A 14,913-nucleotide genomic window follows, 5' to 3' on the forward strand; every position below is an offset into this window, starting at 1 on the left:
AGGCGCTGGTCGAGGGTATCGAGCTTGTTGAGCAGGGATTGATTATGCCCCCAGGGAATTTGTGCTACGACCTGTAGCACGATTGCCTCGTCGGGGTAGGCCTCGGCCAAGGCCCGCATATATTGAAGGTTTCGGGGCGAGAATCCCTTCATCTCCGGAAACTCGCGCCGCAGATCAACCGAAAGGCGGTCAACCACCTTGCTCCCCCATCCCGCCTGCTGCTGTCGTACCAAAATCTCTCGCCCCATGTGCCAGTACAGGGCAATGAGTTCCTGATTAACCGCCAAGGCTGCCTTGACCTGAGCGGTGCGAATCCGCTGTTTGAGGCCGTCTAGTAGGTCAAAGTAGTTGTCTTCGTCAGGAAATAGGCCGAGGTCTTTGGGCATGGGTGATGCATTGAGCCAGTAAACAATCAGTAAGCCACTTCATCATCTAACTGATCATTCAGTTAATCACTCATATCTCCCAGGTCTACCTTCTCGGTTGCCCTATAACCAGTCTGTTGTCTCACAACCATGTTGACCAGGGGCGATCAGACAGAGTAACGCTGGAGATCACTATCGAGGGCGCTCATGATCTTCATTTTCCTTGAAACCGGGTAGTACCGCCAAGGGGACGTATCTAACGATGTCGAACGGGATAACCTACTATCGGAATAGGCTATGGGGTAGGTAGACCAAAAACCTAAACCACTCTTATTCCGTTAGATTTTTCCGAGGTGAGACTAAGCCCATCTGCATCGCCAGAATGACGGCCTGGGTGCGATCACGCACCTCCAGCTTTTGCAAAATAGCGTGGACATGGACTCTCACTGTGCCGGGGGCAATGTAGAGGGTCTCGGCAATTTCCTGGTTGCTCTGCCCATCGGCCATCAATACTAGAATTTCTTGCTCGCGTTTAGTGAGGATGTCTAGGGTGGTCGGGGTATGGGTGGGTGGCGATTCTAGGGCAGGGGACTGAAAGGCCGTCTGAATTTCCTGGGAGGCGATGGCATCCCACCAGGTTGCCCCCAAGGCAACGGAGCGAATGGCCAGCACCAGCGCCTCGGCGGCAATGCCTTTAACACAGTAGCCCTGGGCCTGGGCTTCGATCAGGCGGGCAATCAGGGCGGGCTGGTTGTGGGAGGTGAGGGCCAGCACTGGCAGGGTGGGGTGCTGCTGCTTGATCTGGCGACAGGCTTCGAGGCCGCCAATCCCCGGCAGGCCAATGTCTAGCAGCACCACGTCGAAGGACTGCTGGTTGACTAGGGCAATGGCCGTTTCGCCGTCCTCCGCTTCGGCGGTAACCTGCAAGGTCGGCTCCCGCTGCAATCGAGTGGTTAGGCCCAAGCGAAACAGCTCATCGTCTTCGACCAGGAGAATATCAATAGGCTGGTCGGTCATCGGAGGTTAGTAGCGCGTACCATCAAGCTATTATCCTGCACCGGGGGCTGGGCAGGCAGTCGAAACGCAAACACCGCCCCTGTGGGCTGGCGCGATTCGGCCCAAATTCTGCCGCCGTGGGCCTCCACGATCTGACGGCTGAGGTAGAGGCCCAGTCCGGTACCCTTGGCCTGACGATCACTGTGGCCCTGGTAAAACCGTTCAAACAGGTGGGCCATTTCATCGGCGGCGATGCCCTGGCCCTGATCCAGCACCTGCACCAGACAATCATCGCCATGATGGCGAATCACCACCTCCACTAGGCTACCTCGCAGAGAATGGTGAATGGCGTTGGCAATCAGGTTGCTCAGCACCCGCTGGAGCTGAAGCGCATCGGCCCTTACCCAGCAGGGCTGGCGAAAGTCGGATGCCCCTTGGTGAAGGCGAATGTGTATCTGCCGGGAGGCCGCAAAGGCTGTGAGCTGCATAATGGTGTCCTCTGCCAGGGAAACGACATCCACAACGCTTAGGTTAAGGCGTAACCCCTCGGCGTCGTTGCGGTAGACATCCATTAGGGTTTCAACCAGTTGCAGGGTGGTCTGGTGGCTGCGGGTCATGATGGCGATTGCCCGCCGCTGGGCCAATGTCACGGCTCCAAACTGCTCGGTCTCCAGGGCATGGAGGGTCTCTATCGCCCCCAGCAGTGGCGTTTTCAGGTCGTGGGTCAGGGTCGAGACAAAATCTTCCCGCATCCGAGCCAATTGGGCCTGGGCCAGGATTTGGGCGTGCTGGTAGGTGATGGCCTTTTCGTAGCGCTGAATGCGGTCGCTCAACCACCCCGTTACCGCCAGCGCCAGCACCGTGATGGCCCGATTGGCAATGGTTACCGTACTAATTGGCTCTAGGCCGGGAATCACCAGGTTGAGCAGGGTGAGCACAATGGCGATTGCCGTTACCCACCGTGTCACCCCCCGGCCCAGTCGTCCGCTGGCCAAAAGCACTGCCCCAATGTACAGATAGCCAAACACGTAGGGCGGTGGTGTGCTGTATTCCAGCCCAATGACCACGACAAAGAGAGCGGTAATCAGCCAGTGGGTTTGTTGCCAAGGGGGGGTGGGGCGGGGCATGGGGGAGGGTGGGGTGGGAGGTTGGCACGTTGGCACGTTGGCACGTTGGCACGTTGGAAGGTGGGGAGGTTGGAAGGTTATGGGCTTTTGGTTATGGTGATTTTGTCAATCTATGTTAGGGCTGATTTGGTGTGGAGTGGTGATGTTTATATCAAATGATATAGGAGTTCAATAATTACCTAAACGCTATATCTATTTGGAGCTTGGATGGAGGGTATAAATCTAGATTAAACGCTTTTCTATACCTTGATTTTGGGCGCAAGAGCAGCAAAATGGAGATATCGAATGGCTCTTTTTTGGAAAGACTCTTGTCATGAAGGCCAAGTTGATTACTTGCACGGTTTATTTTCACAGCGCACATCTTGGACAACCCCTGGGGTCAATTTGTCTGCCGGATAGCTGTCATTTTCTGGGCTTAGTCCGAGCAGAGCAGTTGATTCATTTTCAACAGAATCCTGTGGTTGAAGATGGTGATTGTCTGATTGCCATTGCTCTCAACCCTGCCATTTCACCTCATCTAGGAAATTGCTTGCAGCTCAGACAAAAAGTGCATTAGCGGGGAAGATTTTCTTCTCGATGTGTCGATCTGTGTTGCTTTATATCTATCAATCCCATGCTACAAGGATTTCTTCAGATAACTTTGATACTCGTCATCTTGGCGGCGGTTTCACCTGTACTGGGGCGCTATATGGCCCAAGTCTTTCTGGGTGAAAAAACCTGGCTGGATTGGATTGTTTCTCCAGTGGAGCGAGTGGTTTTTGCTGGGTCTGGCGTACTCGATGGCCGTCCGATGACTGGTGGCCAATATATTCGTGCCGTACTGGTCAGCAACCTAGCCATGATCATGTTGGTCTACGTTATTTTTATGCTCCAGGGGGTGCTGCCCCTAAATCCGACAGAGCTGGGTGCCCCAAGTTGGGATCTAGGTCTGCACACGGCTATTTCGTTTACCACGAACACAAACCAGCAGCACTATTCCGGCGAAACCACCTACAGCTATTTCAGCCAGATGGGGGCGTTGGGATTTCTGATGTTTACCTCAGCAGCGACGGGCATTGCGGTGGCAATTGCCTTTATTCGTGGGTTAACGGGACGACCCCTAGGCAATTTCTACACCGATTTAATCGTATCCATTACCCGCATTTTGCTGCCGATTTCCATTGTGGGAGCTATAGCACTGCTGATTGCCGGGGTACCCGAAACCTTCGCTGGCCCCGCCCAAGCCACCACCCTGGAGGGAGCCACCCAATTCATCGCCCGTGGCCCGGTAGCCCACTTTGAAATCATCAAAGAACTGGGGGAAAACGGCGGTGGGTTCTTTGGCATCAACTCCGCCCACCCTTTTGAGAACCCCAACAACTTCACCAACCTGCTCGAAACCGTGATCATGCTGGTGATTCCCGCTGGGCTAATCCTCACCTACGGCTACATGGCGGGCAATCCCAAACAGGGCTGGCTGATCTTCTGGATGGTGTTTGCCATCTTTGTGGCCTTTATCGCCATTGCCGCCGTGGGTGAATACCAGGGCAATCCCCTGGTCAATCAAGTCCTTGGCAGCCAACAGCCCAACCTGGAGGGTAAAGAAACCCGCTTTGGGCCTTTCCTCACCGCTCTTTGGGCCGTTTCCACCACGGGCACTATGTGCGGAGCCATCAACGGTCTGCACGATTCCCTGATGCCCGCAAGCGGCTTCGTCACCCTCTCTAACCTGTTTTTGCAGATCGTCTGGGGTGGCCAGGGCACCGGAACCGCCTACCTCTTTGTATTTCTGATTCTCACCGTCTTCCTCACTGGGCTAATGGTCGGACGCACCCCCGAATTCCTGGGCCGTAAAATCGAAAAGCGCGAAATCGTCCTCGCTAGCCTAATTCTGCTCGTTCATCCCATCGCCATCCTCATTCCCGCCGCCATCACTCTGGCCTTCCCAGAAACCCTCTCCGGCATCAGCAATCCCGGCTTCCACGGCATTTCCCAGGTGGTCTACGAATACGCCTCCGCTGCCGCCAACAACGGATCCGGCTTTGAGGGGTTAGGCGACGACACCCTCTGGTGGAACCTCAGCACCAGCTTTTCCCTTCTCATCGGTCGCTACGTGCCCATTGCCGCCCTGATTTTCCTCGCCGACGGCATGGCCCGAAAACAACCCGTCCCCGAAACCGCAGGCACCCTCCGCACCGACACCCCCCTGTTTACCGGAGTCACCGCCGGAGCCATTTTGATCCTCGGAGCGCTGACCTTCCTGCCAGTTTTAGCTTTAGGGCCAGTGGCGGCGGCGTTTAGCTTGGGGTAGTGGGAAAGTTGGAAGGTTGGGAGGTTGGAAAGTTGGGAGGTTGAAAAGTTGGGAGGTTGGAAGGTTGGAAAGTTGACAAGTTCTGAACCTTCCCACCTTTTAACATCCCCACCTTCCCACCCTCACCCCTTTTTCCCCTCCAAATACGCCATGAACCGACTAACTTGCTTGCTACACCGCTCTGCCAACGTTATTAGATGATCAAATTGTGTCTGGTCAATGTAGCCCACATCCAACGCCACATAAGCCTGAGCACGTACTTCCCCTGCCGAAGCCTTGGCATGACCTAAATAGTTAATGAACATGCCTCGAGTACGGCTTTCAAAACCTTCGGCAATATTGGACATGACCGAAACCGCCGCCCGCCGTATCTGATCCTTCAAGCCAAAATCCCGCGCAAAGCTACCCGTATTTGACAGGCCATAAACCAACCTGGTCAACTCCCGCGCCGACTGCCAAGCCAAGATATCTTCAAACCTCTGAATAGCACCCATCCACGTCAACCAAAACCGACACCCTAAGTATTCCCACCTTCCCACGTATAAACGTTCTAACGTTCGCACGTTCACACGTTCTAACATTCTTCTCCCCCAATCCCATGACCCAATCTACCCTCCCCCTCAAACAACCCGGCGGGCCTCGCCAACAGCGTAAGCACACCCCCAAGGCGAAGATGACCGACCTTTATCAACGAGCTGTGGTCGAAGCTTTTCGCAAGCTAGACCCACGCATCATGGTGAAAAACCCGGTGATGTTTGTGGTTTGGGTCGGCACGGTAATCACCGCTGTGTTGACTGTGAACCCTACCCTATTTGGCCCTACCGATGGCGATGGCGCAGCGGTTTATAACGGGCTAATTACGCTGATTTTGTTTTTGACGGTGCTGTTTGCCAACTTCGCAGAGGCCGTGGCTGAAGGGCGCGGTAAGGCCCAGGCGGATGCCCTGCGGTCTACCCGTTCAGATACGGTCGCCCGTAGGCTGAGATCGGACGGATCGGTAGAGGAGGTGAACTCGACTAGTTTGAAGCGGGGTGATCGCATCAAAGTTGTGGCTGGTGACATGATCCCTGCCGATGGTGAGGTGATTGAAGGCGTGGCCTCCGTCGATGAGTCGGCGATTACGGGCGAATCGGCCCCGGTGCTGAAGGAGCCTGGCTCAGACGTGGCTAGCTCGGTAACGGGCGGTACCCGGATTATTTCCGACGAGCTGATTTTGCAAGTCACCTCTGACCCTGGCAAGGGCTTTATCGACCGCATGATCGCCCTGGTGGAAGGGGCCGAGCGCAGCAAAACCCCCAACGAGATCGCCCTGACAGTGCTGCTGGCGGTACTCACCCTGGTGTTTTTGATTGTGGTGGCGACCTTGCCCGCCCCCGCTAACTACGCCAATAGTCCAGTGGGTATCACCATTTTAGTGGCGCTACTGGTGGCGCTGATTCCCACCACCATTGGCGGGCTGCTCAGTGCCATCGGTATTGCCGGAATGGATCGGGTCGCTCAGTTCAATGTGGTGGCCACCTCCGGGCGGGCAGTGGAAGCCTGCGGCGACATCAACACCCTGGTGCTCGACAAAACTGGCACCATCACCCTCGGCAACCGTCTGGCCGAAGAATTTATCCCGGTCAACGGCCACAGTGAGCAGGAGGTCGCTGACGTAGCCTTGGCGGCCAGCGTATTCGACACCACTCCAGAGGGCAAATCAATCGTGCGCTTAGCCGAAAAACTGGGAGCCACGCTCTCTTTTAACGAAGACAAGGCCGAAGGAGTGGAGTTTACCGCCCGCACTCGCATGAGTGGCACCGATTTGCCCGACGGCGGCGAAGTGCGTAAAGGGGCAGTGGACGCCATTCGCGGCTTTGTGCGTTCACGCGGTGGCACCGCCCCTGCCGAACTCGACCAAGCCTTCGAGCGAGTCTCTCGCCTGGGCGGCACCCCCCTGGCTGTTTGCCAAAATAGTGACATCTACGGCGTTATTTACCTCAAAGACATCATCAAACCCGGTATTCGAGAGCGCTTTGACCAACTGCGCCGCATGGGGGTACGCACCGTGATGCTGACGGGCGATAATCGCATCACCGCCTCCGTGATTGCCGAAGAAGCCGGAGTCGATGACTTTGTGGCCGAGGCCACACCGGAAGACAAAATCCAGGTGATTCAGGCTGAGCAATCCCAGGGCAAGCTAGTGGCCATGACCGGAGACGGCACCAACGATGCCCCCGCCCTAGCCCAAGCCAACGTCGGAGTAGCCATGAACTCCGGCACCCAGGCCGCTAAGGAAGCCGCCAACATGGTCGATCTCGACTCCGACCCCACCAAGCTGATCGACCTAGTCACCATTGGCAAACAGTTATTGATCACCCGGGGTGCCCTCACCACCTTCTCCCTGGCCAACGACATCGCCAAATACTTCGCCATCATCCCCGCCATGTTCGCCGCCGCAGGCATCGGTGCCCTCAATGTGATGGGCCTCAGCAGCCCCCGCACCGCCGTACTTTCGGCCCTAATTTACAATGCCCTCATCATCCCTGCCCTCATTCCCCTGGCCCTAAAAGGCATCGAATTTCGTCCGCTAACCGCCAACCAACTGCTCCAGCGCAACATCCTCATCTACGGCCTCGGTGGCATTATCGCCCCGTTTGTCGCCATTAAAGTTATTGATTTGGGGGTGTCGGCAGTGACAAATTTCTAGGGGGTTGGAACGTGTGAAGGTTGGAACGTGTGAAAGTTTAGGTGTTCTAAGTTTTTAACCTTCCAACCTGACAACATCTAATTCTTAAACCCTATCAATCATCCATCACAAAACATTCCTTCCTATGAAACCTACTCTTCCCAAAATTTTGCTGCTGGGTTTGCTAGCTAATACCGTGATCACACCCGCCCTCCATGCCGCTACTGGCTCTGATATCCCCCGTGGAACCGCCTATGCCATCGGGCTGCTTGGCCTCGTTGTCGTGGGCCTCGCTATCTATTTAGCCGCAGTGATCGTCCAACCCGAAAAGTTCTAAAAAACTAACGTTCACACGTTCACACCCCTACCCCCTTACCCCCCATGCAAGACCTCATCATCAGCATCCGCAGTATCGCCACCCTCTGGATCTTGACAGCGTTTCTCTATCCACTCCTAATTTTTATAATCGGCCAAACGGCTTTTCCCTACCAGGCCAACGGCAGCCTACTGACCAATAGCCAGGGTGAAATCGTGGGTTCAGCATTAATTGGCCAAACCTTCACCGCCAATGAGTACTTTTGGAGTCGTCCCAGCGTCATTGCCTACAGCGAAGGGGACGATGCTAACCCCACGGGCCTATCCGGTGGCAGCAACCTAGCTCCCGATAATTCTGAACTGTTAGAGCGCATTAAAGTAGAAGCTGAACGCCTTCGCAGTGAGGGAGTGGAACCCACCGCCGATCTGCTTTATTCCTCTGGCTCTGGCCTTGACCCACATATTTCCCCCGCCGCCGCCGAAGCCCAGGTGGAGCGCGTGGCCCAGGCACGAGGGCTGTCGGTGGAGGAGGTGAAATCACTGATTGCCCAAAACACTGACGGGCGCTTCCTAGGGATTTTGGGTGAATCCGGTGTCAATGTTCTGACCCTAAACTTAGCCCTAGATAACCTCTGAAATAAAACGTTGAAACCTTAGAAGGCTTCAATATAACTCAACCCAACCCAACCACCCTCTTTTCTCTCCTAGTTCCATGCTAAAAAACACCATCCTAATTATTCACCATGATGAGATATCCCGCAGCACCGTGGCACAGTTTTTGATCGCCGCTGACTACGAAGTTCTCCAATCGGAAACCATTGAGACTGCTAATGAAATTCTGGCTCATCAGCCTATCGATGTAGTGATCTTAGATGCAATGCTTACCCAGACTGAGGACGTGGACATCATCCAGCAGCTAATCCATAACCATCCTTGCCTGCGGGTGATTATTACCGCTGTTCACAGTAGCGTTGATGAAGCCGTACAGGCCATGAAGTCGGGTGCTATAGACTTTATTCAAGAACCCCATGGCTATGTGCAAAAGCCTTTCAGCGCCCGCACCATTCAATCCATTGTCCGTAAGACCCTAGAAAGTCCCCATCCCTGGGCCAAGCTTGATGCCGACTACGACACCCTACTTAAGACCGCCCACGACTACCTTGATCGCCAAGACTATTCCCAGGCCACAGGCTTTCTGAAAGAGGCGCTGCGCTGCAACCCTGAACGCCCCGAAGCCCTAACCCTCCTGGGTGAAATCGAAGAATACTTCGGCAACCGACTGGATGCTCTGAAAAAATACCGTGCCGCCCTCGACCTCGACCCCACCTACCTACCCGCCCAACAAACCCTCCACCGCGCCACCACTCAACCCCACACTCGCCCTCAATTCAATGTGTAAACGGTTCGCACGTTCACACGTTCCACCTTCTTCTGATGTACCATCCCACCCAATCCCAATCCTCCCCCCGCCGAGGCAAACACAAAGTCTTTATCGGCATGGCCCCTGGCGTGGGCAAAACCTACCGAATGCTAGAGGAAGGGCAGCAGCTTAAGCAAGAAGGCTTTGATGTAGTAATTGGGCTGTTAGAAACCCACGGACGAGCTGACACCGCCGGAAAGGCTGATGGAATGGAACAAGTTCCGCTGAAACCGACACTTTGGCAGGGGCGGAATTTGATAGAAATGGATACCCAGGGCATTATTGATCGTCACCCACAACTGGTGCTGATCGATGAATTGGCCCATACCAATGTCCCTGGTTCGCCACGAGAGAAGCGTTATCAAGATGTGGACGTCATTTTAGATGCAGGCATTGATGTGTATTCCACCATCAATATTCAGCATTTAGAGAGTTTGAATGACCTAGTGCATAAGATTTCGGGGGTGGTAGTACGAGAACGAGTGCCTGATCGCCTACTCGATGAGGCTGACGAAGTAGTGGTCATTGATGTGACCCCCGAAACCTTACAGGAGCGATTGCAGGAAGGCAAAATCTACGCCCCTACCAAGATTGATCAGGCTTTGCAAAACTTTTTTAAGCGGCAGAATCTAGTGGCTCTGCGGGAATTAGCCCTGAGAGAGGTGGCCGACAACATTGAAGAAAATGGCCGAGAGGGAAACGCCCAGAGTTACTGCAACATCCAAGAACGCATTTTAGTCTGTGTTTCAACGAATCCTAGTTCAATTCAACTGTTGCGACGAGGGGCACGTATCGCAAGCCAAATGAATGGTCGATTTTATGTGCTGTTTGTCGCCCATCCCCATCAGTTTTTGTCTAAGGTAGAAGCACTTCATATCGAAACTTGCAAACAGCTCTGTGAGGAATTTGAGGGTGAGTTTCTACGATTAGAGTCCGAGGATGTGGTCAGAGCCATTGCCAGCATCGCAGCTAACAAGCATATCACTCAAATTGTTTTGGGAGAAACTCAAAGATCACGCTGGCAACTGCTGACAAAAGGTTCGATTGTCCAGCGGCTCATGCGAGCGCTTCCGAGTGTCGATCTTCATATCATTGCAGCCAAGTAATTTAGAGCATTTTTAAGCATTGTAACTACATTGATCTAACTCCTGTCAGCATCCGGTGTAAATGATCTGAAAGAGGAGCTTTGATGCTGATTGTACCCTCCCTCAGTTTCTGTCCATGACGTGCCGTGGTTCAGCCCATCTGCATCTCAGATTGGGCTTTTGTTGGGGCAGGTTTTGGGGCTTGAGCCTGCTTCCTGGATCGAGTCTTTGGTCGAACCTGAGATGGAGGCTCAATATCCTTGATGGGCTTATAGGGAAACCCACTATTGGAGGCTTCCCTGGCGGCTCTGACGGCTTTTACACTGGCGGGCGTCTGCTCATCAACCAGTCCTTCGGTTTCTTGGGAGGACTTTATCGGCACGTAGATGGAGGTCTGGTCTACGTCACCCTCGGCATAGTTGACAACCCCTTGCTTATTGGCTTTGAGGGTAAATTTCGGAGACCGGAAGGCGGTACCGACAATGGGCACTTTCTGATGTTGTGGGAAGGCTCCAATGATGTTGCCGTTCGACTCCAAGCAGGGCTGACCCGCTAGGCTACGGTCAGGATGATCCGTGGGATACTTGCCAACTCTGAGGACGATACCCTGTCTGGTGCCTGCGGGTCTTCTGCCAAAGGTGGTATGGCGCAAGCCGATGGCGTGGATGCCGTCTCTGAGATGCTGCTGCCGCTCCACCGCTGCTAGCAGTTGAGGGACACAAACGTTGTAGGCCAGGGAGCCTGTCCCAGAACGGCCCCTCGGAATCGACCATTTATCATAGTCAGCGGGCCTACTGACCTGGCCCTGGAAAGGCACCGGGGCGTGGTGGTCGGGGTATCGGTTTTCCAGGTTGCCCAGGATCGATGGGGGCGTAGATGGGTCAAGGACAAAGTCCATCATCGGAGCTTTGGGTTGTTGGTAGGCGGTGTATTTGACGTTGTTTTGGTCTAGATATTTCTTCATCCCTTCTGTACTTTGACCAAAGGGCGTTGTCACCACATCGACCTCGGTTAGGCCCGGTTGTTGGTGAAGCTGAAGGCACTTGGGGCCAAAGGTGATGGGTTGACGCTGGCACCACTCATCCATCTCGCCACCGGGTTCCAGGGGGCGTTGGTCATGGTTCGTTTCAGAGGTATGACAGGCTCTCCAGATGGCAATATGGAACAGCTCTTTGATCTCGTCAACTTCCTCAGGGCTTAATCCGTCAATCCCCAGCCCCTGAGCCACGAACGCATCGCAGTCTCGGTAAAATTCGCCAATTCGCTTGGCGGATTCCTGGGAAGTGAGGTTCTCTTGGATGTTCCTGGCCACCAGGGCATTGAACTGTTGTTTGTACTCCATTGCCGATTCTTCGACCATCGGGTAGTGGGGATGGCTGAATGCGGCTTCTAGTTCTGCCTCACTGTGTAAGACCGATTGAAAGTAGCTGCGCTTCTTCTGACCCACGGGTAGGGACTCCCAGGCCGCATTGGTGATTCGAGGCATCACCTCCACAGAAGCCTTTGACCCCGTATCGGGCATCATGAAGTGCTTATAGATATCGGGGTCTTTCTTATGGTCAAAGAAGGGCACAGGGCGATCTTCAGTCCAGGCTTGCGCGTCTGAGATCAGGGTTTCGCCGCCAATCTCGTCCACGTCTTCCAACCGTTCTGCGCTTTTGCCATAGTCCACCTCGATCTGAAGTGCCCCCATCAAGCGTTCCAGCAGGTCATGCTTTTGGTCTCTGAACTGTTTCATAGACTGATGGGTGAGTCGGTCTCGGTCGTTCGGTTGGGCCGATTGAACCCGACCAATCAAGTTAGCGACTAGACCCACTTTGTTTTGCTCACCGCCCATGGCACCCTCAATGACGGAGCCATGGATGATGGGTGCGAACTGTTTGAGCGATTCACGGTCATCGGTATAGCCGCTCGTGTCTGTGGTCACGTAGGGCTTTTTGGGCCGCTGTTGGATGCCCTTAAAGTCCCCCGGCTCACCGGCCCACTTCACTTCTTTCGCGATATTGGGCAGATCCCGTGCAAAGTCCCACTGCATTTGGTCGCCATCAAAGTCGCCCTGGTGATACTCAGCGGCATCGGCTGAGTTCATCCAGATACAGCCTTTGTAGTTTTGCAGCCGCTCGACCTTGGCATTGTTGACGTATTTTCGGATGTTATCTTGGCTGGGGATGGGGGAGCGGGTGACGATGATGACTTCGCCATCGGGAATCCCTGGAATACAGACCTCGCCACGGGCCAGTTCCCGAGACGGCACGGCCCGTGAGGACTGGTGTTTATGGCCGCCGTTGATGGCGAGTTCTTTCCAGGCCCGCTGTAGGCGAGATTTTTGGTAGTCCTGCACCTTGGGCGTGGCGTTCAGGATACCCAACTTATCTCGACGCAGCAGCTGAATCATGACTGGGTCTTCTGGGTCATCGCTGCGGGCTTCGTCGATGTCGCCATCTTGGTAAAGGTCGTTGCCCTCGTCATTGAGATAGTCTTTGCTTTTGTCATGCAGGCTAATGACATGGCGTTTGAGCATCACGTCATCGCTTTGAATCGCCTTCAGTCGTTCGGCTTCGGCCTGGGTCTGGGGGCCGAAATCTTGCTCAATGGCCGCAGCGCTAAAGCTGGTCGTGAACTGCCAACTATTGCGGTAAAAACGATTGCGGGCATTCTCCCGATTGCCGATGACGGCTTGGGGCAGATCATAGTCGCCTCGGGGCACAAATTGGTCGAGCACGCCCTTGTGAATGCCCTTGATGGAGGTCTGGTCGAGGATGATTTGGTTGGAGTTGGGGGCCAACGCATCGTCAACGGCGAGAACCCCTTTGCTGAGGAAGCTCGGCAGGAAGGGCTGGCCTGGGTCTGCCCAGTTCTCGTTCCAGACCAATCGGAACTGAAAGGGGTGGTCTTTAGGTGCGCCCAGCTTCTCCGCTAGGGCTGAGTTACAGAAGCCAAAACAATCATCCGTCCTGAAGGCTTGGTCGTCGGGGTGCTTGTAGTTCACCACCTTAAGCTGGATAGCGCTTGGGTCGTTGGGGCCAACGGTGTTCTGTGGCCCTATCGTTTCTAGCCCTTCGTAGCAATTGGAGGTGAACAGTGACCCATAGCGAACGGCGGCATCTGGCTCAGAGCGAAAGAACCTGCGGATTTCTTCCTTCAACTCAGGACTACCAAAGTAATGGGTCTTGCCGGAACTGAAGAGATGGGTGCGGGTATCGCCCTTTTGGGAAATGTCGTCCAGCAGATGGGGACGTTTGTCCTCGTCGGCTGTCCCTGTGGCAATTTTGACGACCATCAGGGACTTGAGTTGGTCTTGCAGGAAGAGGGCTGAAATGGGTTCATTTTCAACGGTTTGGTAGCCACACTTGTCGCCTTCCAGGGCTCCCGCTGTGGGTTCGCTGCGTTTCAGGGTACGTCGGTTACCGGGGGCTGGAGCGACCCTAACGACAGGGATTCGTAGGGTGCGTCCGTCCTCTGAGAGTTGAGTTTTGAGCATAATTTTTGGTTTTATGCCGGGACAACGATTCAGTGCCTAGCCGCTAAGTGTGGCTGGGCCTTGCTTAAGTTCCGTTCTAGCGGCTAGGCGGTGGGGGTAGCTTCAGTCTTAGGTTTGAGATTCAGGCCCGTTCAGGGCGATTGACCGCATGGGCCAAGACCGCTGCAAGGCTGGCGTCTGTATTGTAGTGAGAGACCATGGTTCCGGTCTGTTGGTCGAAGTGGGTGGCGAATTGGGTCAGGCGATTGTTCAACAAATCGACCACATACCGACCCATGAGGGTGGCGACCTGAGGGTTGACCATCAGGCTTTGGGCATTGGCGAGAGCCAGTTCCGCACAGGACTGTCCCGACAAGCCTTGCTCCTCTGGTCGGGCCGTTAGCATCTCTGGAGCTTGTACCGTGGGCATTGGCAGGTTTTCACAGAAGGTGTCCATCGAGTAATCCTCTAGCTTGACGGAGCTGCTGTTGCCGACCAACACCTGGCCGTGGTGCTGACTGTTGCCACCATCAATCCACCAGGCCGAACCTAGGCTCCGGTACCGGGGGGGTGTGATGGCCTCTGCAATGGTCTGTCGAGCCGCCGCATTATCAACACAGCCACAGAGCACTTGCCGAGTTTCATAGGGACTGTCGAGGAGCATCGACGGTTTGAAGGGTTGGGCCAGCGCTTCGATGGTTACCCCGAAGGCGGCACTATAGCGGAGGGCTAAGGTCTGGGCTTTGTTCAGGCCCACCTCGGCCTCGCAGAAGCATTGCCGAGTCACGTTCTTGGCTTCAACATGGTCTGGGTCTACCAGCACCAGCTTGGTCGTTCGACCTTGGGCGGTCAGGGCTAGGGCTACCCGGCACAACAACTGCACCAGGAACGATCCGGTGCCCCCGCATCCAATGATCCAGAGTTCGATGGTTTGGGTTGGGGCGAGCACCACGGGTTTGGCGTTCACCGCGTCAAAGTTGGGGAGTAAGTTGAGAGGCGTCGTCGGCATGGTCAGGTTCCTTGGCTGAGTAGTAGGGTAGTTTTGGGTGGGCCACGTCAAGCAGGGTGCAGCCCGATTCAAACGAATCGAAGACGGCAGAGGCCGGAATCATCCAGAAATGCCCAAACAGTCCGACCCTGAGCAGCAGTTCGGGTTGGGCCTGGTGCAGTCTGCCGAGGACGCCATA

13 protein-coding genes and 1 pseudogene are annotated in these 14,913 nt (G+C 54.8%); 7 read left to right on the top strand and 7 right to left on the bottom strand.

What is annotated here, in order from left to right:
* From H6G62_RS23490 to H6G62_RS23500, 3 genes are all read right to left on the bottom strand, one after another.
* On the bottom strand, positions 1 to 386 hold a 386-nt coding region (locus tag H6G62_RS23490), incomplete at its 3' end, for a DUF1016 N-terminal domain-containing protein (RefSeq protein ID WP_242052244.1).
* A gap of 309 nt (positions 387 to 695) precedes the next feature.
* Positions 696 to 1,382, bottom strand: a complete 687-nt coding sequence (locus H6G62_RS23495) for a response regulator transcription factor (RefSeq protein WP_190499734.1) — start codon at positions 1,380 to 1,382, stop codon at positions 696 to 698.
* A complete protein-coding gene (locus tag H6G62_RS23500; RefSeq protein WP_190499736.1) occupies positions 1,379 to 2,488 on the bottom strand; it encodes a HAMP domain-containing sensor histidine kinase in 1,110 nt (369 codons plus the stop codon). Before H6G62_RS23500 ends, H6G62_RS23495 begins: the two co-directional genes overlap by 4 nt.
* A 313-nt stretch (positions 2,489 to 2,801) precedes the next feature.
* Here H6G62_RS23500 and H6G62_RS23505 point away from each other — a divergent pair, with 313 nt between their 5' ends.
* Complete coding sequence (locus H6G62_RS23505; RefSeq protein ID WP_190499738.1) at positions 2,802 to 3,044, top strand: hypothetical protein; 243 nt, start codon at positions 2,802 to 2,804, stop codon at positions 3,042 to 3,044.
* A 57-nt stretch (positions 3,045 to 3,101) separates the two neighbouring features.
* Positions 3,102 to 4,778 carry a potassium-transporting ATPase subunit KdpA gene (gene kdpA / locus H6G62_RS23510; RefSeq protein WP_190499740.1) on the top strand — a complete coding sequence of 559 codons (1,677 nt, stop codon included), beginning with the start codon at positions 3,102 to 3,104 and terminating at the stop codon, positions 4,776 to 4,778.
* Between the two features lie 122 nt (positions 4,779 to 4,900).
* Here the strand turns inward: kdpA and H6G62_RS23515 are convergent, their stop codons facing one another.
* Positions 4,901 to 5,272, bottom strand: a complete 372-nt coding sequence (locus H6G62_RS23515; RefSeq protein WP_190499742.1) for a four helix bundle protein — start codon at positions 5,270 to 5,272, stop codon at positions 4,901 to 4,903.
* A 179-nt stretch (positions 5,273 to 5,451) separates the two neighbouring features.
* Between H6G62_RS23515 and kdpB the strand changes: the two genes are divergently transcribed.
* The 5 genes from kdpB to H6G62_RS23540 all read left to right on the top strand — a co-directional run bounded on the left by kdpB (position 5,452) and on the right by H6G62_RS23540 (position 10,287).
* Complete coding sequence (gene kdpB / locus H6G62_RS23520) at positions 5,452 to 7,467, top strand: potassium-transporting ATPase subunit KdpB (RefSeq protein WP_242052245.1); 2,016 nt, start codon at positions 5,452 to 5,454, stop codon at positions 7,465 to 7,467.
* Between the two features lie 124 nt (positions 7,468 to 7,591).
* Positions 7,592 to 7,783: a potassium-transporting ATPase subunit F gene (locus H6G62_RS23525; protein WP_190499746.1), complete on the top strand. Its 192-nt coding sequence runs from the start codon at positions 7,592 to 7,594 to the stop codon at positions 7,781 to 7,783.
* Between the two features lie 44 nt (positions 7,784 to 7,827).
* Positions 7,828 to 8,397 (top strand): K(+)-transporting ATPase subunit C, encoded by a 570-nt coding sequence (kdpC, locus tag H6G62_RS23530; protein WP_190499747.1) that lies wholly within the window; start codon positions 7,828 to 7,830, stop codon positions 8,395 to 8,397.
* Between the two features lie 76 nt (positions 8,398 to 8,473).
* Complete coding sequence (locus H6G62_RS23535) at positions 8,474 to 9,160, top strand: response regulator (protein ID WP_190499749.1); 687 nt, start codon at positions 8,474 to 8,476, stop codon at positions 9,158 to 9,160.
* A gap of 35 nt (positions 9,161 to 9,195) precedes the next feature.
* Positions 9,196 to 10,287, top strand: a complete 1,092-nt coding sequence (locus tag H6G62_RS23540; RefSeq protein WP_190499751.1) for a universal stress protein — start codon at positions 9,196 to 9,198, stop codon at positions 10,285 to 10,287.
* A gap of 130 nt (positions 10,288 to 10,417) precedes the next feature.
* On the opposite strand, the gene H6G62_RS23545 is transcribed toward H6G62_RS23540, so the two are convergent.
* The 3 genes and pseudogenes from H6G62_RS23545 to H6G62_RS23555 form a co-directional block, all read right to left on the bottom strand.
* The gene (locus tag H6G62_RS23545; RefSeq protein ID WP_190499753.1) at positions 10,418 to 13,747 is read right to left on the bottom strand and encodes a hypothetical protein; all 3,330 of its coding nucleotides are present in this window, start codon (positions 13,745 to 13,747) and stop codon (positions 10,418 to 10,420) included.
* A gap of 121 nt (positions 13,748 to 13,868) precedes the next feature.
* Complete coding sequence (locus H6G62_RS23550) at positions 13,869 to 14,735, bottom strand: ThiF family adenylyltransferase (RefSeq protein WP_190499755.1); 867 nt, start codon at positions 14,733 to 14,735, stop codon at positions 13,869 to 13,871.
* A pseudogene (locus H6G62_RS23555) lies at positions 14,698 to 14,913 on the bottom strand (hypothetical protein); the annotation flags it as partial. The pseudogene H6G62_RS23555 and the gene H6G62_RS23550, both read right to left, overlap by 38 nt.

Origin of the sequence: Phormidium sp. FACHB-1136 (assembly GCF_014697375.1) — a bacterium.
In the GTDB taxonomy this organism is placed as follows: domain Bacteria; phylum Cyanobacteriota; class Cyanobacteriia; order Phormidesmidales; family Phormidesmidaceae; genus Nodosilinea.